This is a genomic window from Corallococcus exiguus (genome assembly GCF_009909105.1).
Taxonomy (GTDB): Bacteria; Myxococcota; Myxococcia; order Myxococcales; family Myxococcaceae; genus Corallococcus; species Corallococcus exiguus.
Genome location: NZ_JAAAPK010000004.1, coordinates 310630 through 332100, shown reverse-complemented (window position 1 = coordinate 332100; position 21471 = coordinate 310630). Strand labels below are relative to the sequence as shown.

At 70.0% G+C, this 21471-nt stretch carries 10 protein-coding genes; 3 read left to right on the top strand and 7 right to left on the bottom strand.

What is annotated here, in order from left to right; all coding sequences use genetic code 11:
- Positions 1–444: 444 nt before the first annotated feature.
- From GTZ93_RS17530 to GTZ93_RS17500, 7 genes are read right to left on the bottom strand one after another with little or no spacing between them, the layout of a single operon-like run.
- The gene (locus GTZ93_RS17530; RefSeq protein ID WP_139918958.1) at positions 445–1431 is read right to left on the bottom strand and encodes a sulfotransferase; all 987 of its coding nucleotides are present in this window, start codon (positions 1429–1431) and stop codon (positions 445–447) included.
- Positions 1431–2300: a family 3 encapsulin nanocompartment shell protein gene (locus tag GTZ93_RS17525; protein WP_120599568.1), complete on the bottom strand. Its 870-nt coding sequence runs from the start codon at positions 2298–2300 to the stop codon at positions 1431–1433. The genes GTZ93_RS17530 and GTZ93_RS17525 overlap by 1 nt, the downstream gene beginning before the upstream one ends.
- 45 nt (positions 2301–2345) lie before the next feature.
- On the bottom strand, positions 2346–3389 hold the full coding sequence (gene argC / locus GTZ93_RS17520) for an N-acetyl-gamma-glutamyl-phosphate reductase (protein ID WP_139918959.1): 1044 nt from the start codon (positions 3387–3389) through the stop codon (positions 2346–2348).
- On the bottom strand, positions 3386–4240 hold the full coding sequence (locus tag GTZ93_RS17515; protein ID WP_120581078.1) for a RimK family alpha-L-glutamate ligase: 855 nt from the start codon (positions 4238–4240) through the stop codon (positions 3386–3388). The genes argC and GTZ93_RS17515 overlap by 4 nt, the downstream gene beginning before the upstream one ends.
- Positions 4241–4249: 9 nt before the next feature.
- Positions 4250–4453, bottom strand: coding sequence for a lysine biosynthesis protein LysW (gene lysW / locus GTZ93_RS17510; protein ID WP_139918960.1), 204 nt, complete (start codon positions 4451–4453; stop codon positions 4250–4252).
- 1 nt (position 4454) lies between these two features.
- Complete coding sequence (locus tag GTZ93_RS17505) at positions 4455–5492, bottom strand: transketolase family protein (protein ID WP_139918961.1); 1038 nt, start codon at positions 5490–5492, stop codon at positions 4455–4457.
- Positions 5489–6436: a thiamine pyrophosphate-dependent enzyme gene (locus tag GTZ93_RS17500; protein WP_126936445.1), complete on the bottom strand. Its 948-nt coding sequence runs from the start codon at positions 6434–6436 to the stop codon at positions 5489–5491. Before GTZ93_RS17500 ends, GTZ93_RS17505 begins: the two co-directional genes overlap by 4 nt.
- A 199-nt stretch (positions 6437–6635) precedes the next feature.
- Here GTZ93_RS17500 and GTZ93_RS17495 point away from each other — a divergent pair, with 199 nt between their 5' ends.
- The 3 genes from GTZ93_RS17495 to GTZ93_RS17485 are packed head-to-tail and all read left to right on the top strand — an operon-like array spanning position 6636 to position 21465.
- Positions 6636–8303 carry an AMP-binding protein gene (locus tag GTZ93_RS17495; RefSeq protein WP_120581075.1) on the top strand — a complete coding sequence of 556 codons (1668 nt, stop codon included), beginning with the start codon at positions 6636–6638 and terminating at the stop codon, positions 8301–8303.
- Between the two features lie 19 nt (positions 8304–8322).
- Positions 8323–8586 (top strand): phosphopantetheine-binding protein, encoded by a 264-nt coding sequence (locus GTZ93_RS17490; protein WP_120581074.1) that lies wholly within the window; start codon positions 8323–8325, stop codon positions 8584–8586.
- A 54-nt stretch (positions 8587–8640) separates the two neighbouring features.
- On the top strand, positions 8641–21465 hold the full coding sequence (locus GTZ93_RS17485) for a non-ribosomal peptide synthetase (protein ID WP_139918962.1): 12825 nt from the start codon (positions 8641–8643) through the stop codon (positions 21463–21465).
- Positions 21466–21471: the final 6 nt, after the last annotated feature.

The following is a 21471-nucleotide window of genomic DNA, read 5'->3' as shown; positions in this document are numbered from 1 at the left end:
CCGACTGTCCGACAGGTTTCCTGCGGCCCAGTTGGGGCGGCAGCCCTCAAGTACTTGGTTCTCCAAACCTGTCCGACTGTCGGACTGGATTCCTCGGCTCGGGCGGGACGAGGTCCCGGGCCCCGGTTCTTCAAAACCTGTCCGACTGTCCGACAGGTTTCCGCGGCTCGGGCGGGACGAGGTCCCGGGCCCCGGCTCTCCCAAATCGGTCCGACTGTCCGACAGCTTTCCGCTGCCCGGATGGTGCGGCCGGCCCCAGCCTCGGTCCCCCGAACCGGTCCGACTGTCCGACAGGTTTCCGGAGCCTGGCTGGCCTGGAGGCTCCCCACCACGGACCTCCGAACCTGTCCGACTGTCGGACAGGTTTTTTCGGTACGCCTCCGACGGGGGGGTGGCCGGACTCTCGCCTTCGCATCCGCAAGGACAGGGGTCATGTCCGGAGGCTCAGGAACGGGGCTCCGCGCCCGGCGCGGCCCCTCCGATGGGAGCTCGCCGTGCGCCTCTGAAGTACCCGTACTTCGCCATCAGCGGCCACGCGAGCGCCACGGTGAGCGCCTTCGCTCCGGAGGCCAGTTCCCCCTTCCACGCGTCGTCCTCGCCGCGCAGGAGCGTGGGGCCACTGCGGAAGCGGTCCGGGTTGCCGGTAACGGTGTGATTCTTCCCCAGCATTACCGTGCGACCCTTCACCGGGTTCTGCGTGCGTGGCACGCCCGCCAGGTCCAGCACCGTGTCCACGGCGCGGTCCGGCGCGGCGATGAAGTCCTCGTAGCGCAGGAAGAGTGACTGCGCGGGGAACCTCCGCGTCACCTCCTCCGACGCGGCGTTGAAGCCCAGCCAGTACGCCGTGCTGCGCGCGGCGGACATGGGGACGACGTACTGCTTCGTCTTCGTCCACGAGTGCGTCACCGCGCGCGGATCACGCACCAGGTGCAGGTACAGCGGCCGGATGCCCTCCACGCGCGGCAACAGCGCCGCCTCGGACGGGAACTTCCCGCTGTCCACCAGCACCGTGCTCCCCGTCGCCCTCGCGATGGTGCGGTACGTCCGCGCGAGGAAGTCCGCGTGCGATTGAAGCGCGTGCGAATCCCCCGCCTCGTCCAGCACCCGCAGCGTGTGCCGCGTGCGCACGGCGGCCTGCTGCCTGAGCACCACCTCCGCCGCATGCGCGCGCGGCGTCAGGCCCGCCGGCACGTCGGAGGTCAACACCGTGTTCCAGATGCCGCACTCCAACAACTGCTGGCCGCAGCCGCACAACGTGTTGGAGCCGTTCCCGTACGCGTTCTTCCAGAGGAAGCTCAGCTCCCCCACGTGGAAGAAGCCCGGCACCTCGTTGAGGACGTTGCCCAGGATGGTGCTGCCGCTGCGGCACCAGCCGGTGATGTAGAGGACCGTGAGCTGCGCGCCCTCGCCCTTCGCGCTCGCGGAGGCCATCAGGTCAGCGACGCCACGAAGAAGTGGGTGGGCAGGTGCACCGCGAGCGTCGTGTAGACCTCGCCGTAGGCGGCCAGTCCCTCGCGCGGGAAGATACCCGGCGGCGGCTCCGCGAACCGGATGACCGAGCGCTGGCTGTCATACAGCGTCGCCGCGGCGGTGAAGTCCCCGACGATGATGGTGCCCGGGTTCACCATGCGCGTGCGGCACAGGCGGATGCCCATGGCGGCCAGGTCCGACAGGAGCGACTGCTGGCCCACCAGGTGCTCGTAGAAGTCCAACGAGTTGATGACGATGCCGTCAGCGGACCCGCCCATCTGCTCCACCTGCGCGCAGGCGTTGAGCAGCGAGGCCACCGCGTTCTTCTTCGCCGGCAGCCGCACGATGCCCGGCGTGTGCAGGAGGCCGCGCACGCCGTCCCCGCCCTTGCCGATGCACAGCGCCTGGTTCTCCGCCGTGTTCAGCCGCACCAGCAGCCGGAAGTCGATGAACTGCGCCAGCGACTGGGAATCCTCCAGCAGGTTGCGCGGCACTTGAATCCACGCGCGCGTGGGCTTGAGCGCCTGCGTGTCCTGGTGGAACTCGAAGCCCGCTTCCGGGCGCAGGTCCACGTCCTGCACCGGCCCGGTGGGCTTCGCCTGGGGGTGCGTCTCGTACCAGAAGGGCACCGGATCGCGCTCGGCCTTGGCCGTCTTGAACATGCCGCGCACCGCGATGCGCGGACGCCGCTTGAAGCCGGGGAACGCGTCCACGATGGAGTTGTCGTAGTCCACGTGCGCCTGCGTACCGTGCTTCTGGACCGCCGCCGCGAACGCCGCGCCGGGGGACAGCGTCGCGTCCGCCTTCGATTTCGTGCTCAGGATGCTCATGGGGTGAGGCTCCTCGGAGTCAAAAAGCGGGAGTCAGACAGCGGTCTAGAGCGGATGCAAGCCGCGGAAGCCCAGCCCTTCCGTCTCCGGGCGGCCCAGCATCAGGTTCAGCGCATGCACCGCCGTGCCGGCGGCACCTTTCACCAGGTTGTCGATGGCCGCGTTCACCACGATGCGGCCCCGCTCCGCGTCCACGTCCACCGACAAGTCACAGTGGTTCGTGCCCAGGAGCGGCCCGGGCTCCGGGAACGGAGAGAGCGACGCACTGGGGCGCAGCAGCCGCACGAAGGGCTTCTCGCGGTAGCGCGTGGCGATGGCGCGCACCACCTCCGACTCCTCCACCGGTCGCGCCGCGAACGCGTGCACCGTCGCGAGGATGCCGCGCACTCCTGGCACCGCCGTGGCGCTGAAGTGGATGGTGGGCTGCTGTCCGGTGACGCGCGCCACCACGCCCTCCAACTCGCCCGTGTGCCGGTGGCCCACCGGCTTGTAGCAGCGCAGCGCGTTCGCCCGCTCCGGGTGGTGCGAGGAGCGGTCTGGCGTCGAGCCGCCTCCAGACGAACCCGTCTTCGCGTCCACCACCAGCACATCCGGACGCACGAGCCCCGCGTGCAGCAGCGGCAGCAGCGCCAGGAGTCCCGCGTGCGCCATGCAGCCGGGCACCGCGACGTGGCGCGCGTTCGTCAGCGCCTCGCCCATCCACTCCGGAAGCCCGTAGACGAACGCGGGCACGTCATCCGGGCGCGGGTGCTTGCCATACCAGCGCGCGTGCCCCGCGGCGTCCAGGCGGAAGTCCGCGCTCAGGTCCACCACCCGCTCCGCCAGCTGCGACACCTTCGGCCAGCGCTGGAGCAGCTCGCCTTGAGGCATGCAGCTCACCAGCACGTCGCAGGGCTCCAGCGCGTCGTGCGGCGTGTAGCGCAGCGTCCCCACTCCGCGCAGGTGCGGATGCGGGAAGTCCAGGCGCTTGCCGGCGAACTGGCCGGAGGTGGCCTGCACCACCTCCACGGCCGGGTGCGCGAGCAACAGGCGCAGCACCTCGCCGCCGGTGTAGCCTGCGGCTCCCAGCACCGCCACGCGCACGCTCATCGCCGGGCTCCTCCGGCTCCGGACGCGACGTACTCCGCGATGAGGTCCGGCAGCGGGACGCCCGTCTCGTCGATGCTGCGCGCGAACTCCACGCAGTGGTTGATTTCGTTGACGTAGATGTCGCCGCCGCGCGTCTCCAGCAGGTCCACCGCCACCATGTCCCCGCCCACTGCCTCCGCCGCGGCCTCCGCCAGCTTCGCGTGCACCACCGGCACCTCGTAGCGCTCCGGCACGGCGCCTCGCGCGGTGTTGGTGATCCAATGCTCTGAGCGCCGCCTGAGGCCCCCCACCGCGCGGCCGATGACGTAGACGCGCAGGTCGTAGCCCGGCTTGTCCACGTACTCCTGCACCAGCGCCACGTGGTCCTGCGCGCCGCCGGTGCCGAAGCGCGTGGACAGCACGCCTTCCGCCGCGGAGCGCGAATCCAACCGGGCCACCATCCGGCCCCAGCTGCCCAGCACGGGCTTGGTCACCACCGGGTAGCCCTTCTTCTCAATCGCCTCCAGGCACGCGTCCTCGTCGAAGGCCACGAAGGACCACGGCATGGGCACGCCCTTCGCGGCCAGCGCGGCGCTGGTGAGCGCCTTGTCCCCACACAAGGAAATGGTCCTCGCGCTGTTGAGCACGCGCAGCCCCTTCATCTCCAGGAACGTGGCCAGGTAGCGCGCACGCGTGAAGGACATGCTGCGCATCAACACGGTGTCGGCCTCGGTGACGCGCTGCCGGTCCATGGACAGCACCATCCCGGAGTCCTGCACCAGGTTGACGGCGCAGTCGCGCCTGCGCAGCGCCTCGAGGAGGAGCTTCTCCTCGGTGCGCACGCGCGTATAGACGAGGTCGACCTTGCGCATGGCGCGGGGCTACTCCCCCCAGTCTTCCTCGACCTCGGGAGCTTCCTCGAGCCGCAGCGGGTTGACGCTCACCACCTCCAGCTCGGCGGAACAGCCGCCACAGGAGAGCACCTCGCCCACCATCCGGTTGCCGCCCGGCACCGGCTGCGCGCACAGCGGGCACTGCTCCGGCGGCACGGACTGCGTCATCGGGTTCGGGTTCTGGACCTGCATGTCAGTCCCTCCTCGTTGCGGATTCCACGGCAAACACCGGGGTTCTTGGGAGCACTCCCATGATGCGCTCGGCCACCTGCCCGCCCTCCAGCCCATGGCCCTTGAGCAACGCTTCGTGCGAACCGGCGCGCGAGTCGTACCGGTCCTGCAAGCCCACGCGCAGCACGCGCCGCTGCAAATCCAGCGAGCACACGGTCTCGCACACCGCGCTGCCCAGTCCGCCCAGCACGTTGTGCTCCTCCACGGTCACCAGGAGCCGCGTGCGCGCCGCCGTCTCGCGCACCGCCTCCTCGTCCAGCGGCTTCAGCGTGTGCACGTTGAGCACGCGCGCGGAGACACCTTGTGCATCCAGGAGCTTCGCGGCATCCAGCGCCACGGACACGCCCACCTCACCGTGCGCGAGCAACCCCACGTCGTCGCCCTCGCGCAGGAGCGCGGCGCGGCCCAGTTCGAACGGCGGGCGCGGGATGTCCAGCCGGGTGACGCGGTTGCGGCCCAGCCGCAGGTACACCGGTCCGTCGTGCTGGAGCATCGCGCGCGTGGCGTGCACCGTCTCCAGGCCGTCCGCGGGCGACACCACGGTGAGGTTGGGCATCGCGCGCAGCACGGCCAGGTCTTCGATGGCGTGGTGCGTGGGACCGAAGAAGGCGCCCGCCACACCGCCGTAGTCGCACACCAGCTTCACGTTGGCGCGCGCATAGGCCAGGTTCAGCCGCACCTGCTCGCACGCGCGCATCACGCCGAACGCCGCGAAGCTGTGCGCGATGACGGTGTGTCCGCCGTGCGCCAGGCCACACGCCATGTCCAGCATGGTGGCCTCGCAGATGCCCAGGTTGAAGTAGCGCTGGGGGTGGCGCGCCTCGAACGGATCGCCTCCGCCGCCCAGGTCCGCCTCCAGGAAGACGACGCGCGCGTCCTCCTCCGCGAAGCGCGCCGCCGCATGCCGGAACACCAGCCGGCTGGACAGCTCCGGGTGCGCGGCGAGCCACGCCTCCGGCGCCCAGGCCAGGTCCACCGTCGACTCGAGCGACGCGCTCACTGGCCGTCCTCCCCCAGCGACGCGAGCGCCCGGCGCAGGTGCTCCGGCGAGAACACCGCGTAGTGCGGCCCCTTGCCCTTGAGCATCGGCACACCCGCGCCCTTGCGCGTCCGCGCGACGATGGCGCGCGGACGTCCGCCCACGACGGGCGCCTCCAGCGCCGCCACCAATGCGGGCAGGTCGTGCCCGTCCACCTCCAGCGACTGGAAGCCGAACGCGTCCAGCCTCTGCACCAACGCCTCCTGCGACAGGATGGCTTCGGTGGGGCCGTCGTTCTGTCCGCCGTTGCGGTCGATGATCAGCGTGAGGCCGGTGAGCTTGCGGTGCGACGCCACCTGGAGCGCTTCCCAGTTGGAGCCCTCGCCCATCTCTCCGTCGCCGCAGACGACGAAGGTGCGGTTGGGTTCCCCGCGCAGCACATGCCCGAGCGTCAGCCCCACACCCAACCCCAGCCCATGGCCCAGGCTGCCGGTGGCGAACTCCACGCCCGGCACCGCCGCGTTCACGTGGCCGGTGAAGATGCTGCCGTCCGCGTTGTACTCGCGCACCAGCGTCTCCACGTCCACGAAGCCGAACTCCGCCAGCGCCGCGTAGAGCCCCGCCGCCGCGTGCCCCTTGGACAGGATGAGGTGGTCGCGCTCCGGTGACTTCGGCGCGCGCGGATCCACGCGCATCACCCGGCCCAGCAGCGCCACCAGAATCTCCACCATCGACAGCGAGCCGCCCAGGTGACAGCCCGACGGCGTCGCCGCCAGCCGCACGATGGTCCGCCGGATCCGCAGGGCCCGCCGGGGCAGCAACGCCAGCCCCGCATCCGACGCGGCGCCCGCAGCCCCGTCACTGGTGCGGGCAGGCACCACCGGGCCACCGGAGGCCGTGGGTTCATCTGGCGTCCGCGCGTCGCGCGACAGCCCGGGGGTCGTTGGATTCGCCGAGAAAGTCATGCCCGTAGCGTCGCTGTTACAGCCCCGGAATCCGGCTGTTGTGAGACACCCTAGGAAATCGCATCATGCGCCGTCAACGCGGATTTTCTTAAGATATAGACCTACAAGAAAAAACCGTCTTGCCCGGTAATCTCGCGGTGTTACACGCGCGGAAGGCCCGGCATTCCCCGGTTTCGCGTCACTCGGAGGAGACCTTCGCATGGGGCAGCGTTTCCATAACGCAGCGGCATTGGAGAAGGGTTCGGAGTACCGCCGAAAGGGTTGGTGGCGTGACACCACGGTGGTTGACGATCTGCGTCGCTGCGTCCAGGCGCACCCGGACAAGACCGCGATCATCGCCGCACGGTACTTTTCCAAGGACATCACGCGGCTGACGTACGCGGAGCTGGCGCGATACATGGATCGGTTCGCGCTGGGCCTGCGCGAGCTGGGCGTGGGGCGCGAGGACATCGTCGCGGTGCAGCTGCCCAACGGGTGGCACTTCACGGCGCTGGCGCTGGCGTGCGCGCGGTTGGGAGCGGTCATCGCGCCCATTCCGCCGGACTACCGGCGGCGCGAGGTGGAGTTCATCCTCGGGCGCACGGAGGCCTCCGTGTACGTGGGGCCCACGTCGTGGACGGGGCACTCACACCGGGACATGGCGCGCGACATCGCGGGGGTGCTGCCGTCGCTGCGCCACCGGGTGCTGCTGGGCAGCAACACCGACCTCCAAGCGGGCGAGCGGGACTTCGAGCGCCACTTCATCGAGCGCGAGTGGGAGAAGGAAGCGTCTCTGGAGGGCGTGGCCCCGGCGGCCGCGGACGACGTGTGCAACATCCTCTATACGTCCGGCACCACGGGTGAGCCGAAGGGCGTGGTGCACTCGCACAACACGAACTACGGCATCACGCGCGCGCTGTGCGACACGCTGGGCATCGACGGAACGGACGTGGTGGCGCTGCCGTCGCTGCTGACGGCGTCCACGGGGTTCACGTATTCGTACCTGATGCCCATGCTCCTGGGGGCCACGGCCATCTACATGGACGTGGGCGACCCGGAGCTGACGCTCAAGCTCTTCGAGGAGCACGGCGTCACGTTCACGTACGGCATTCCCACGTACCTGATGAACCTCATCGCGTTGCAGCGAAAGCGCCAGCGGAACACCTCCTCGCTCCGGCAGCTGGCCACGGGCTCCATCCCGGTGCCGCCGCACCTCATCGCGGCGGTGCGCGAGGTGTTCGGCGTGCGGCTGCACACGCTGTGGGGCATGACGGAGAACGGTGCGGTCACCATCACCCGGCATGAAGATGCACCGGACTGGCCCAGCCAGAGCGACGGGCGCGCGGTGGCGTGGATGGAGACGAAGATCGTCCCCGCGCTCGCGGAGGACGGCACGCCGTATCCGGACGGGACGGGGCGGCTGATGGTGCGAGGCGCCAGCCAGTGCCTCACCTACTTCAAGCGCGACGACGTGTACGCCGCGGCGACGGACGCGGAGGGCTGGTTCGACACGGGCGACCTGGCGCGCGACGACGGGCGGGGTGGCATCCGCATCGTGGGGCGGCTGAAGGACGTCATCTTCCGGTACGGGTACAAGATCCCCGTGGTGGAGGTGGAGTCCGCGCTGTACTCGCACCCGAAGGTGAAGGAGGTCGCGGTCGTCGCGCACTCGGACGACAAGATTGGCGGCGAGCGGGTGTGCGCCGTCGTCGTGGTGCGCGAGGGCGAGGCCCCGCCCACGCTCAACGAGCTGCGCGACCATCTCAAGCAGCAGGGCATGTCCAACCAGTACTGGCCGGACCGCCTGGACCTCATCGACGAGATGCCCAAGACGGCCACCGGCAAGGTGCGCAAGTATCTGCTGCGCGACAGGCTGAAGCCCGCGTGAGCGGGCGGGAGGAACGGCCATGAACCCGAGCCCTGAAGAAGCCACCAGTCCCACGGACACGGAAGCGAAGCTCGCGGCGTGGTGGAAGGAGTTGCTGGGCGTGGAGGTCGTGCGCCCGGAGGACCACTTCCTGGAGATTGGCGGCAACTCCCTGATGGCCACGGTCCTGTCCAACCGCATCGAGAGCGAATTGGGCGTGGAGGTGTCCATGGCGGAGCTGTTCAACACGCTCCGGGCCGTGGCCACGCTGTGCGACGAACTGCGCCAGGAGCAGTCCGCTTGAGCCGAGCCGCCCCCCGAGGGCGGCCCCTTCCCCGCTTTCCCCCCTGAGCGAGACATGACGACCGAGCACCCCGGCTCCCCTTCCGCCTCCGCGCCGAAGTCCCCGGCGAGGCCCCGTCGTCGAGCACCGCCCGTGGTGCCCGTCCCCCGTGACGCCTTGCTGCCGCTCTCCTTCGGGCAGCAGCGGATGTGGTTCATCGAGCAGCTCACGCCCGGGGGCATCTCCTACAACGTCCCGTACTTCGCGCGGCTCACCGGAGCGTTGGACGTCCCCGCGCTGGAGCGAGCACTTGCCGTGCTGGTGGAGCGGCACGAAGCGCTTCGCACCACCTTCGCCATCGTGGATGGGCAGCCAGTGCAACGAATCGCGCCCTCGCTGTCCCTGCCGCTGCACGTGGAGTCGCTGGAGGCGATACCCGCGTCCGAACGGGAGCAGGTCCTGCGACAAGCCGCGGAGACGGAGGCGCGCGTGCCCTTCGACCTGGGCGCGGGACCGCTGGTGCGTGTGCGGCTCTTGCGGCTGGGAGAAGCGGAGCACGTGCTGCTCCTGATGCTGCATCACATCTGCTGCGACGGCTGGTCGCTCACGGTGATGGAGCGGGAGCTTCAAGCGCTCTACGTGGCCTATCGCGCCGGCACGACGCCCGTGCTGCCCGCGCTGCCCGTGCAGTACGCGGACCATGCGGTGTGGCAGCGGCAGTGGATCCAGGGCGAGCACCTCCAGCAGCAACTGGAATGGTGGCGAGGTGAGTTGTCGGGAGCGCCCGCCGCGTTGGAGCTGCCCACGGACCGTCCCCGCCCCGCCGCGCAGTCCACGCGGGGCGCGGTGTACCGCCATGCGCTCCCTCCGGCATTGGGCAAGGCGCTGGAAGCGCTGTGCCGCAAGCAGGGCGTAACGTTGTTCATGGCGCTATTGGGTGGGATGAATCTGCTGCTCTCGCGGCTGAGCGGCCAGGACGACATCGTCATCGGCTCCCCCATCTCCGGACGCACGCGCCAGGAGGTGGAACCGCTCATCGGCTTCTTCATCAACACCCTGCCCCTGCGCGTGCGGGGTGAAGGTGCGCTCGGCTTCGGAGAACTGCTGCACCGCGTGCGCAAGACGTGCCTGGACGCGTACGCGCATCAGGAAGTGCCCTTCGAGCAGTTGGTGGACGCGCTCCAACCCGAGCGCGACCTGAGCCGCCCGCCCCTGTTCCAGGTGTTCTTCACACTCCAGCACTCGGCCGTGCCCGCGCTGGAGCTGGAGGGGCTGCGCACCTCCGAGTTGGACTTCGAACCGGGCGTGTCGCGAATGGACCTCACCGTCTTCCTGCGCGAAACGCCGGAAGGGCTGGTGGGGCTCTGGGAGTACAGCACCGACCTCTTCGACGCAGCGACGGTGGCGCGCTTCGCGGAGCACTACACGCGCCTGCTGGAGGCCGCGGTCTCTGAGCCGGAGCGTCCCGTGGCCACGCTTCCGCTGCTCACCTCGATGGAGCGGCAGCGCCTGCTCGACCAGGGGACGGGAGCCGCCGTCCCCTACCCTCGCGATGAGTCCCTGCCCGCGCTCTTCGCGGAGCAGGCCGCGCGGACGCCCGGCGCCGTGGCCGTGGAAGCGGGAGGCCACCGGCTCACGTATGCGGAAGTGGAAGCACGGGCCAATCAGCTCGCGCACCACCTGCGTGGGCAGGGCGTGCGGCTGGGAACACCGGTGGGCCTGTGCGCGGGCCGGTCGCTGGAGATGGTCGTGGCGACGCTCGCCATCCTCAAGGCGGGAGGCGCGTACGTCCCACTGGATCCTGGCTATCCCCCCGAGCGCCTGGAGTTCATGGCGCGCGACGCCCGCATAACCGTGCTCCTGCTGGAGCAGGGACGCGAGTCCTCGCTGAAGGGATTGGCCTCACGGGTCGTGGTGCTCGACCCGTCCTGGCGGACCTTCGAGGCTCAACCGAAGGCAGCGCCCGAGGTGCACGTCCCCGCCGATGCGCTCGCGTACGTCATGTACACGTCCGGGAGCACCGGGCAGCCCAAGGGCGTGGGCGTTCCCCACCGGGCCGTGACGCGGCTGGTGAAGGGCGTGTCCTACGTCCGGTTCCGCGCCGAAGACGTCGTCCTCCAGCTGGCCACCACGTCGTTCGACGCCGCGACGCTGGAGCTGTGGGGAGCGCTGCTCAGCGGCGCGAAGCTGTTCCTCTATCCACCGGTGACGCCGTCGCTGGAGGAGCTGGAAGCGACGCTGGAGCGAGAACGCATCAGCGTGCTGTTCCTCACCACTGCGTTCTTCGAGCAGATGGCGCTGAACCGGCCCGCGGCGCTCGCTCGCGTGGGGCAGGTGCTCGCGGGCGGCGACGTGCTGTCCCCGCTGGCCGCGCGCAAGCTGCTGGACGCGGGCCGAGCGGTCATCAACGGCTACGGCCCCACGGAGAACACCACGTTCTCCGCCACGTATCAGGTGAAGCGAGACATGGACGCGCGGATGCCCGTGCCCATTGGCCGCCCCTTGGAGAACTCCCAGGCGCTGGTGCTGGACGCGCGCCTGGAGCCGGTGCCCACCGGAGTCGTGGGCGACCTGTACGTGGGAGGCGACGGTCTCGCGTGGGGCTACATGGACCGGCCGGAGCTCACCGCGGACCGCTTCGTGCCCCATCCGTGCAGCGACGTCCCCGGTGCCCGGCTGTACCGCACGGGCGACCGTGCACGGTGGCTGCCTTCCGGCGAGCTGGCCTTCATGGGGCGCGCGGACACGCAGGTGAAGCTGCGCGGCTTCCGCATCGAACTGGGGGAGATTGAAACCGCCCTGCGCCACCTGCCTGGCGTGGAGGACGCCGTGGCGGAGGTGCGCGAGTACGCGCCCGGCGACAAGCGACTGGTGGCATATGTGACCGGCGCGAGCGTGGACGTGAGCACGCTGCGTTCGCGCCTGTCCGCCCAGCTGCCGGCGCCGCTGGTCCCGTCCTCCTTCGTGAAGCTGGACCGGCTGCCGCTGACGCCCGTGGGCAAGGTGGACCGAAGGGCGCTCGCCACGCCCGTGGGCGATACGCTCGCGGAGGACGGCTACGTGGCGCCGGTCACCCCGACGGAGACGGCGGTGGCGGAGGTCTGGGCCGCGCTCCTGGGCCGCACGCGCGTGGGCACTCAGGACTCCTTCTTCGAACTGGGTGGGCACTCGCTGCTCGCTACCCAGGTCACCTCCCGGCTGAGGGAGACGTTCCAGGTGGACCTGTCCGTGCGAGCGCTGTTCGAGGCGCCCACGGTCACCAGCCTCGCGGCGCGCATCGATGCACTGCGAATGGAGAGCAGCCGGATCCAGTCCCTCCCTCTGGTGCCCGGTCCCCGGGACGGCTGGTTGCCACAGTCGTTCGCGCAGCAGCGGCTGTGGTTCATCTCGCAGCTCGACACGCTGGGGTACTCCTACAACGTGCCCATGGTCACCCGGCTGCGGGGCGCGCTGGACGCGAACGCACTGGAACGGAGCCTCGCGGAGATCATCCGGCGGCACGCGGTCCTGCGCACCACGTTCGACGAGGTGGAGGGTCAGCCGGTGCAGCGCATCGGGCCGGCATGGAACTTCACGTTGGTGAGGACGAACGTAGAGGCCGCGAAGCTCCCGGGGCAGCTGGCCACGGAGGCCCGGCGCCCATTCGACCTGCGGCGAGGCCCGCTGATGCGGGGGCTGCTCCTGCGCGTCGCGGATGACGATCATGTGTTGATGCTCGTCATCCACCACATCGTCTTCGACGGGTGGTCCATCGACGTGCTCCAGCGCGAATTGAACGCGCTCTACCCCGCGCACGGCCAGGGCACGCTGCCGCCCCTGTCCCTCCAGTACGTGGACTACGCGCGGTGGCAGCGTGAGTCGTTCCAGGGGGAGGAACTGGAGGACCAGCTCGCCTGGTGGAGGGAGGCGCTGGCGGGAGCACCGCCCGTGCTGGATCTGCCCACCGACAAGCCACGTCCGCCCGTGCAGACCTTCCAGGGCGCGAACTTCGAAGTGCTGCTGCCCCAGCCCCTCCACGGCTCGCTCCAGTTGCTGGGACAGCGCGAGGGCGCCACGCTGTTCATGACGCTGCTGGCGGGATTCCAGGCCCTGCTTGCGCGCTACAGCGGTCAGGACGACGTGGTGGTCGGCTCGCCCATCTCCGGCCGCAACCACCGGGAGGTGGAAGGACTCATCGGCTTCTTCGTCAACACGCTCGCCCTGCGCGCGGATGTCTCTGGCTCGCGTTCCTTCCGGCAGCTGCTGCGCGGTGTGCGTGAGAGCTGCCTGGGCGCGTTCGCGCATCAGGACCTGCCGTTCGAACAGCTCGTGGACGCGCTCAAGCCGCCGCGAGACCTGAGCCGGACGCCCCTGGTGCAGACGATGTTCGTCCTGCAGCGGGCCGCGACGCCGTTGTCCCTGCCCGGCCTCGCGGTGGAGGACTTCCCGTTCCAGTCGGGTGTCTCCCGCTTCGACCTCATGCTGTTCATGAGGCAGACGCCGCAAGGGCTCGTCGCCTATTGGGAGTACAACACCGCCCTCTTCGAGGAGGCGACCCTCGCCCGGATGGCCGGGCATTACGTGCGGTTGCTCGAAGGCGTCACCGCGAACCCCGAACTGCCTTTGGCGGACCTGTCGCTCCTGTCGCGGGAGGAACGCGAGCAACTCCTGGTCGCATGGAACAGCCGCGAGGAGCGGGTTCCCACGCCGGGGCTGATCCACGTCTGGGTGGAGGCACAGGTCGCTCGGACACCGGAAGCGGTCGCGGTGACGAACGGCGCGGAGTCGCTGACCTACGCGCAACTGGATGCTCGCGCCAATCAGCTCGCGCACCACCTCATCACCCTGAGCGTCACGCCGGGAAGCTCCGTCGGGCTGTGCCTGGAACGCTCCAGCCTCGACATGCCTGTCGCCGTCCTCGCCATACTCAAGGCCGGCGCGGCCTACGTCCCGCTGGATCCGAACTATCCGACCGAACGCCTGGCCCTGATGGTGGAGGACACGCGCGCTCCGGTCGTCCTCGCACATGAGGGCTTCGTGCGGGCCCTTCCTCCAGACACCTCCGCGCGCATCGTGATGATGGAGACCGTCTCACTGGCCTCCCGCTCCACCGCGTCTCCGAACGTGAGGCTGTCACCTGAAGCGGTCTGCTACGTCGTCTTCACCTCGGGCAGCACTGGCAGGCCCAAGGGCATCGCCATGTCCCACCGGGGCATCGGCAACATGCTCGCGTGGCAGACCCGCCGCGCCGTCCGCGCGGAAGCCACCACGCTCCAGTTCGCCTCGCTCAACTTCGACGTCTCCTTCCAGGAGATCTTCGGCACGTGGTGCATCGGTGGCCGTCTGCTGCTCAGCTCCGCCGAACTGCGCCGTGATCCACCGGCACTGCTGCGCTTCCTCACCCAGCACCGCGTGGAGCGCCTCTTCCTCCCCTTCGTCGCGCTCCAGTCGCTGAGCGAAGCATCTCGCACCGCGACGGAGCTGCCCCCGCTCAACGAGGTCATCACCGCGGGCGAACAACTCCAGGTGACGCCCGCTCTCGTCTCCCTCTTCGAACGGCTGCCCGGCTGCGACCTCGAAAACCAGTACGGTCCTTCGGAGACCCATGCGGTCTCCGCGTGGCGTGCGTCAGGTGTCCCGAGCACGTGGCCCGCCCTGCCTCCGGTGGGAACGCCGCTGCCTTCGGTCCAGGCCTACGTGTTGGATCCGCGCCGCGAGCCCTGCCCCGTTGGGGTCCCGGGCGAGCTGTACGTGGGCGGTGAAGGACTCGCGCACGGCTACCACGGCCGGCCAGACCTCACCGCGGAGCGCTTCACCCCCTCTCCGTTTGGACCCACGCCGGGCGCACGCCTCTACCGCACGGGCGACAAGGCCCGCTGGCTCGCGGATGGACAACTGGAGTTCCTGGGCCGTCTGGACGGACAGGTGAAGCTGCGTGGCTTCCGCGTCGAACTGGGCGAAGTGGAAGCAGCCCTGCGCGTCCTGCCCGACGTACGCGACGTGGTCGTCGTGGTGCGCGAGGACACACCGGGCCACAAGCGGCTGGTGGCCTACGTGGTCCAACCGGAAGCATCCTTCTCACCGGAGGCGCTGAGACAGGCGCTGGCGCGACGGCTGCCGGAGCACATGGTGCCCTCCGCACTGGTGCGCATGGACGCGCTACCGCTGGGCCCGAGCGGCAAGGTGAACCGCAACGGCCTGCCCGCGCCCAAGGACGAAGCCGCGGACGACACCGGGTTCCTGGCCCCCATGACGGCGGTGGAGAAGGTGATCGCGGACATCTGGGCCTCCCTGCTCGTGGTGCCGCGCGTGGGCCTGCAGGACCACTTCTTCGAGCTGGGTGGGCACTCGCTGCTCGCCACGCAGGTGGTCTCCCGGTTGCGGGAGGCCTTCCAGGTGGACCTGTCCCTGCGAGTCCTCTTCGAGGCGCCCACCGTCGCGCAGCTCGCCGCGCGGTTGGAGGAGCATCTCCACGGCGCGAACCGGAAGGCCGTCCCGCCGCTGGTGCCCCAGCTTCGCGGCGAGCTCGTTCCACAGTCGTTCTCCCAGCAGCGGCTGTGGTTCGTCTCGCAGCTGGACACCAGCGCGCACGCCTACAACCTGCCCCTGGTCACCCGGCTGCGGGGACGGCTGGACACGCACGCGCTGGAGGACGCGCTCAACGTCCTCATCCGGCGTCACGAGGTCCTGCGCACCACGTTCGACGAAGTGGACGGCCAGCCGGTGCAACGCATCGGGCCCGCGTGGAAGCTCACTGTGAAGCTGGTGGACGTGGATCCGCGCATTCCGCTCCAGCGTCAGGTGGAGGTCGAAGCGCATGTGCCCTTCGACCTGCGGCGAGGCCCCCTGATCCGAGCCACGCTGCTCCGGATCGCGGACGAGGATCAGGTCCTCGTCCTCAACTTCCATCACAGCGCCTTCGACGGCTGGTCCATCGCACTGCTCCAGCGGGAGCTGGATGCGCTCTACCTCGCCCGGCTCAAGGGCACGGAGGCCGAGCTCCCGCCCATTTCCATCCAGTACGCGGACTACGCGCTGTGGCAGCGCGCGTGGTTGCAGGGCGACGTGCTGGAAGAACAATTGGCGTGGTGGCGTGAGCAGCTCGCGGGGGCACCGCCCGTGCTGGACCTGCCGACCGACAAGCCACGTCCACCCGTGCAGACCTTCCAGGGCGCGTACATCGAAGTCCCCCTGCCACCCGCGCTGACCAGCGCCCTCGTCGCCATGGGCCAGCGCGAGGGCACCACGCTGTTCATGACCCTGCTGGCGGGATTCCAGGCCCTGCTCGCGCGATACAGCGGCCAGGACGACGTGGTGGTCGGCTCTCCCATCTCTGGCCGCAACCGCCGTGAGGTGGAAGGGCTCCTCGGCCTCTTCGTCAATACGCTCGCCCTGCGCGCGGATGTCGCAGGGACGCGCTCCTTCCGCCACCTGTTGCGCGGCGTGCGCGAGAGCTGCCTGGGCGCCTTCGCGCATCAGGACCTGCCGTTCGAACAAATCGTGGAGGCACTCAAGCCGCCACGCGACCTGAGCCGTGCGCCGCTGATCCAGGCCCTCTTCGTCCTGCAACAGGCGGCCGTCCCCTTCTCGTTGCCCGGGCTCCAAGCGGAGGACGTCCCCTTCCAGACGGGCGTCTCCCGCTTCGACCTCATGCTCTTCGTGCGCGAGTCGGAGCAGGGGCTGACGGCCTTCTGGGAATACAACACCGCCCTCTTCGAGGAGGCGACCCTCACCCGGATGGCCGGGCACTACGTGCGAATGCTCCAAGGAGCGGTCCGCCATCCCGAGCAGCCCCTGTCGGCCCTGCCGCTCCTCTCCGAAGAGGAACGGCAGCAGGTCGTCGTGAAGTGGAACGCCGCGAAGGACCTCTCTTTCGAGCCGGGCCTCATGCACCGCTGGGTGGAGGCACAGGTCGCTCGGACACCGGATGCCATCGCGGTGACGAACGGCGCGGAGTCGCTGACCTACGCGCAACTGGATGCTCGCGCCAATCAGCTCGCCCATCATCTCATCGACCTGGGCGTCACGCCGGGAAGCTCCGTCGGGCTGTGCCTGGAGCGATCCAACCTCGACATGCCTGTCGCCGTCCTCGCCACCCTCAAGGCTGGCGCGGCCTACGTCCCGCTGGATCCGAACTACCCAGCCGAGCGTCTGGCCCTGATGGTGGAGGACACACGCGCTCCGGTCGTCCTCGCGCATGAAGGCTTCGCGCGGGCCCTTCCTCCGGACACCTCCGCGCGCATCGTGACGATGGAGACCGTCTCGCTGGCTTCCCGCTCCACCGCGTCGCCGAACGTGAGGCTGTCCCCCGAAGCGGTCTGCTACGTCGTCTTCACCTCGGGCAGCACCGGCCGCCCCAAGGGCATCGCCATGTCCCACCGGGGCATCGGCAACATGCTCGCATGGCAGACCCGCCGCGCCGTCCGCGCGGAAGCCACCACGCTCCAGTTCGCTTCGCTCAACTTCGACGTCTCCTTCCAGGAGATCTTCGGCACGTGGTGCATCGGCGGCCGCCTGCTGCTCAGCTCCGCCGAACTGCGCCGCGATCCACCCGCACTGCTGCGCTTCCTCACCCAGCACCGCGTGGAGCGCCTCTTCCTCCCCTTCGTCGCGCTCCAGTCGCTATCTGAAGCAGCGCGCACCGCGACGGAGCTGCCCCCACTCAACGAGGTCATCACCGCGGGCGAACAACTCCAGGTGACGCCCGCTCTCGTCTCCCTCTTCGAACGGCTGCCCGGCTGCGTCCTCGAAAACCAGTACGGTCCTTCGGAGACGCACGCCGCCAGCGCATGGCGGGCGTCAGGGACTCCGAGCACCTGGCCCGCGCTCCCTTCAGTGGGAACACCGCTGACCAACGTCCAGACCTACGTCCTGGATGCCCGCGGGAATCCGAGCCCCGTCGGCGTCCCAGGAGAGGTGTTCATCGGAGGCGAAGGGCTCGCGCACGGCTACCACGGCCGGCCGGACCTCACCGCGGAGCGCTTCGTGCCCTCCCCCTTCAGCGCCACGCCGGGCGCCCGCCTCTACCGCACGGGCGACAAGGCGCGCTGGCTCGCGGATGGACAACTGGAGTTCCTGGGCCGTCTGGACGGTCAGGTGAAGCTGCGTGGCTTCCGCGTCGAGTTGGGCGAAGTGGAGTCCGCCCTGCGAGCCCTACCCGACGTGCAGGACGTGGTCGTCGCGCTGCGTGAGGACACCCCAGGCTTCAAGCGGCTGGTGGCCTACGTGGTGCAACCGGAGACGGCCTTCTCCGCGGAGGCGCTGAGACACGCACTGGCGCGACGGCTGCCGGAGTACATGGTGCCTTCGGCGCTGGTGCGCATGGACGCGCTGCCCCTGACGCCCAGTGGCAAGGTGAACCGCAACGGCCTGCCCGTTCCGACGGAAGAGGCCATCCCCGGGACCGTCTACGTGGCCCCGGTCTCCGCGGTGGAGAAGCTCATCGCGGACATCTGGGCACCGCTGCTGGGTGTGCCTCGCGTGGGCGCGCAGGACCACTTCTTCGAACTGGGCGGGCACTCGCTGCTCGCGACCCAGGTGGCCTCCCGGCTGCGTGAGTCGCTCCAGATGGAGCTGCCCGTGCGGGTGCTCTTCGAAGCCCCGACGCTCGCGGAGCTGGCCGCGCGAATCGAAGCCCTGCGCCAGGAAGCCCATCCCCTCCAGGCACCGCCCCTGGTGCGCACGGAGGCCGGAAACTCCGCGCCCCAGTCCTTCCCGCAGCAGCGGCTGTGGTTCATCGACGCGCTCGCACCGAGCGGGTTCGCCTTCAACGTCCCGCTGTTCATCCGGTGCAAGGGACCGCTCGACGTGGCCGCGCTGGAGCGGTCACTCGCGGCGCTCATCGACCGTCACGAGTCCCTGCGCACGGTGTTCGCGGAGGAGAACGGCCAGCCCGCTCAGCGCGTCCTGACCTCGGTTCCCTTCGCGCTCGCCTTCGAGCGGCTGGAGGACGTGCCACCCCAGCAGCGCGACACCGTCCTGCGCCAGCGAGCCGAGGAGCGGATGCGCCACGTCTTCGACCTGCGCACGGGTCCCCTGCTGACGGCGACGCTGCTGCGGCTGGATGCGGAAGACCACGCGCTCTTCCTGCTCATGCATCACATCATCACGGACGGCTGGTCCACGGACGTGATGGGGCGCGAGCTGGGCATCCTCTACGACGCCTTCACCCGGAACCAGACGCCGCGCCTGCCACCGCTGCCCATCCGATACACGGACTACGCCCGCTGGCAGCGCGCGACGTTGCAGGGCGAAGGGCTCGACGCGCAGCTCGCGTGGTGGAAACGGCAGTTGAACGGCGCTCCCCACGCGCTGGAGCTGCCCACCGACCGGCCTCGGCCGCCCGTGCAGGCCCAGGCGGGCGCGGCCCACATGGTGCGGATCCCCGCCGCGGTGGACGCCGCCGTGCGCGAACTGTGTCACCAGCAGGGCGTCACGTCCTTCATGGCGCTGCTCGCGGGTTTCCACGCCCTGCTGTCGCGATACAGCGGTCAGGACGACGTGGTGGTCGGCTCGCCCATCTCCGGCCGCAACCACCGTGAGGTGGAGGGGCTCATCGGCTTCTTCGTCAACGCCCTGCCCCTGCGCGTGAAGGTCTCCGGCGCCGAGTCCTTCCAGGTCCTCGTCGCCCGGGTGCGCGAGACGTGCCTGGGCGCGTATGCGCACCAGGAGGTGCCCTTCGAACAACTGGTGGACGCGCTCCAGACGCCGCGAGACCTGAGCCGCACGCCCGTGTTCCAGGCCGTGTTCGCCCTCTTCAAGGACTTCCCCGGCTTCCCCCTGCGAGGGCTGGAGACAGCGCCGGTGCCCTTTGATCCAGGGCTCGCGAAGCACGACCTCACGCTGTTCATGCGCGAATCCGCCACCGGGTTGCTGACGCACTGGGAATACAACACCGCGCTCTTCGACGCGGCGACAGTGGAGCGCATGGCCGGGCACTACCTGCGCTTGCTGGAGCAGGTGACACGACACCCGGAGCGGCCGCTCGCGTCGCTGTCGCTGCTGACAGAGGCGGAGCGCCAGCAGGTCCTCATCGAGTGGAACGACACCGCGCTCGATGTCCCCGAGGACCTGCGCATGCCCACGCGCATCGCGGAGCAGGCGCGGCTGAGGCCGGAGGCGCTCGCGCTGGCGGGCGACAGGCAGCAACTGACGTTCGGGGAGTTGGAGGCCCGGTCGAGCCAGCTCGCGAACCTGCTGCGAGCGCAGGGTGTGCAGCCGGAGACCGTGGTCGCCCTGTGCTTGGACCGCACGCCCGGCTACGTGTGGGGCGCGCTGGGCATCCTCAAGTCGGGCGGGGCCTATCTGCCCATGGACCTGACGTGGCCGGAGGCCTGGTGGCGGCACGTGCTCACGGACAGTGGCGCGCGCATCGTCGTCACCCAGCAGGCCTTCGCCTCCCGCTTCGAGGGATGCGGCGTGCGCGTGCTCTGCCTGGACGCGGAGCCCGCGCTGGAGACCCATCCAGTCACCGCGCCCGCAGTGACACTGCACGCGGAGGCGATGGCCTACGTCATCTATACGTCGGGCAGCACCGGCCGGCCCAAGGGCGTCGCGGTGACGCATGGGACGTTGGCGAACCTCGTCGCGGGGCTCGGCACGGCGGCGGGGATTGAACCGGGAGACCGGGCCACGCTGCTGACGGGGCTCGCGTTCGACGCGACTGTCTTCGAGACCTGGCCGTCACTCACGCATGGCGCCAGCCTCCATCTGCCCTCGGACGAGGTGCGTGCGGAACCCGCCCGGCTGGTGCGGTGGCTCGCGGCGGAGGGAATCACGCTCACCACGCTGCCCACGCCCATGGCGGAGGCCGCGCTGGAGCAGCCATGGCCCGCGGACATGCCGCTGCGCCGGGTGCATGTGGCCGGCGACGTGCTGCACCGCCGTCCGGGGCCCTCCGTTCCGGGCCAGTGGCTCAACTGCTACGGCCCCACGGAGAACACCGTCATCGCGACCTCCGGCGTCGTGAAGCCCGAAGCGGCCGAAGGACTGCTGCCTCCCATCGGCAGCCCGGAGCCCAACGTGCGCGTGTACGTGCTGGATGGCGCGGGACAGCCCGTGCCGGTGGGCCTGTGGGGCGAGCTGTTCCTGGGTGGTGCCCAGGTAGCGCGCGGCTATCTGGGTCAGCCCTCGCTCACGGCGGAGCGCTTCGGACCGGATCAATTCTCCCGCGAACCCGGCGCGCGCCTGTACCGCACGGGCGACGTGGTGCGGTGGCTCGCGGACGGGACGCTGGAGTTCCGGGGCCGCGCGGACTCGCAGGTGAAGCTGCGGGGCTTCCGCATCGAACTGGGCGAGGTGGAGGCCGCGCTGCTCTCGCAGCCCGCGGTGAAGGAAGCGGTAGCGCAGGTGCGCGAGGACGTGCCGGGACAACGGCGGTTGGTCGCGTACCTGGTGCTCCGCGAAGGGGCCGCGTTCACGGTGGACGCGCTTCGTTCCTCGCTGCGGCGATCGCTCGCGGAGCACGCCGTTCCGTCGGCGTTCGTGGTGCTGGAGCGACTGCCGCTCACCGCGAACGGCAAGCTGGACCGCAAGGCACTGCCCGCGCCGGACGTCCACCGGCCCGAACTGAGCGAGGACTACCGTGTCCCCGAAGCCGGCCTGGAGCAGACGCTGGCCGCGCTCTGGGCCGAAGTGCTGGGGCTGGAGCGCGTGGGCGCGAGCGACAACTTCTTCGACCTGGGCGGCAACTCACTGCTGCTCCAGTCCGTGCACGCGAAGCTGGAGGCGCTGGTGGGCCGCAAGGTTCCGCTGATCACCCTCTTCCAGTACCCCACGGTGCGCGCGCTCGCAGGACACCTGTCACCGCCGAAGGACACCCCACCTGCGGCGGCTCCCTCGCCCGCGCAGGACCCGGGCGCGCAGCGGCGAGACAACCTGCGGCGCATGGCCCAGCGGCGCGGCCGTCCAGGCTCCAGCTGAGCGCCT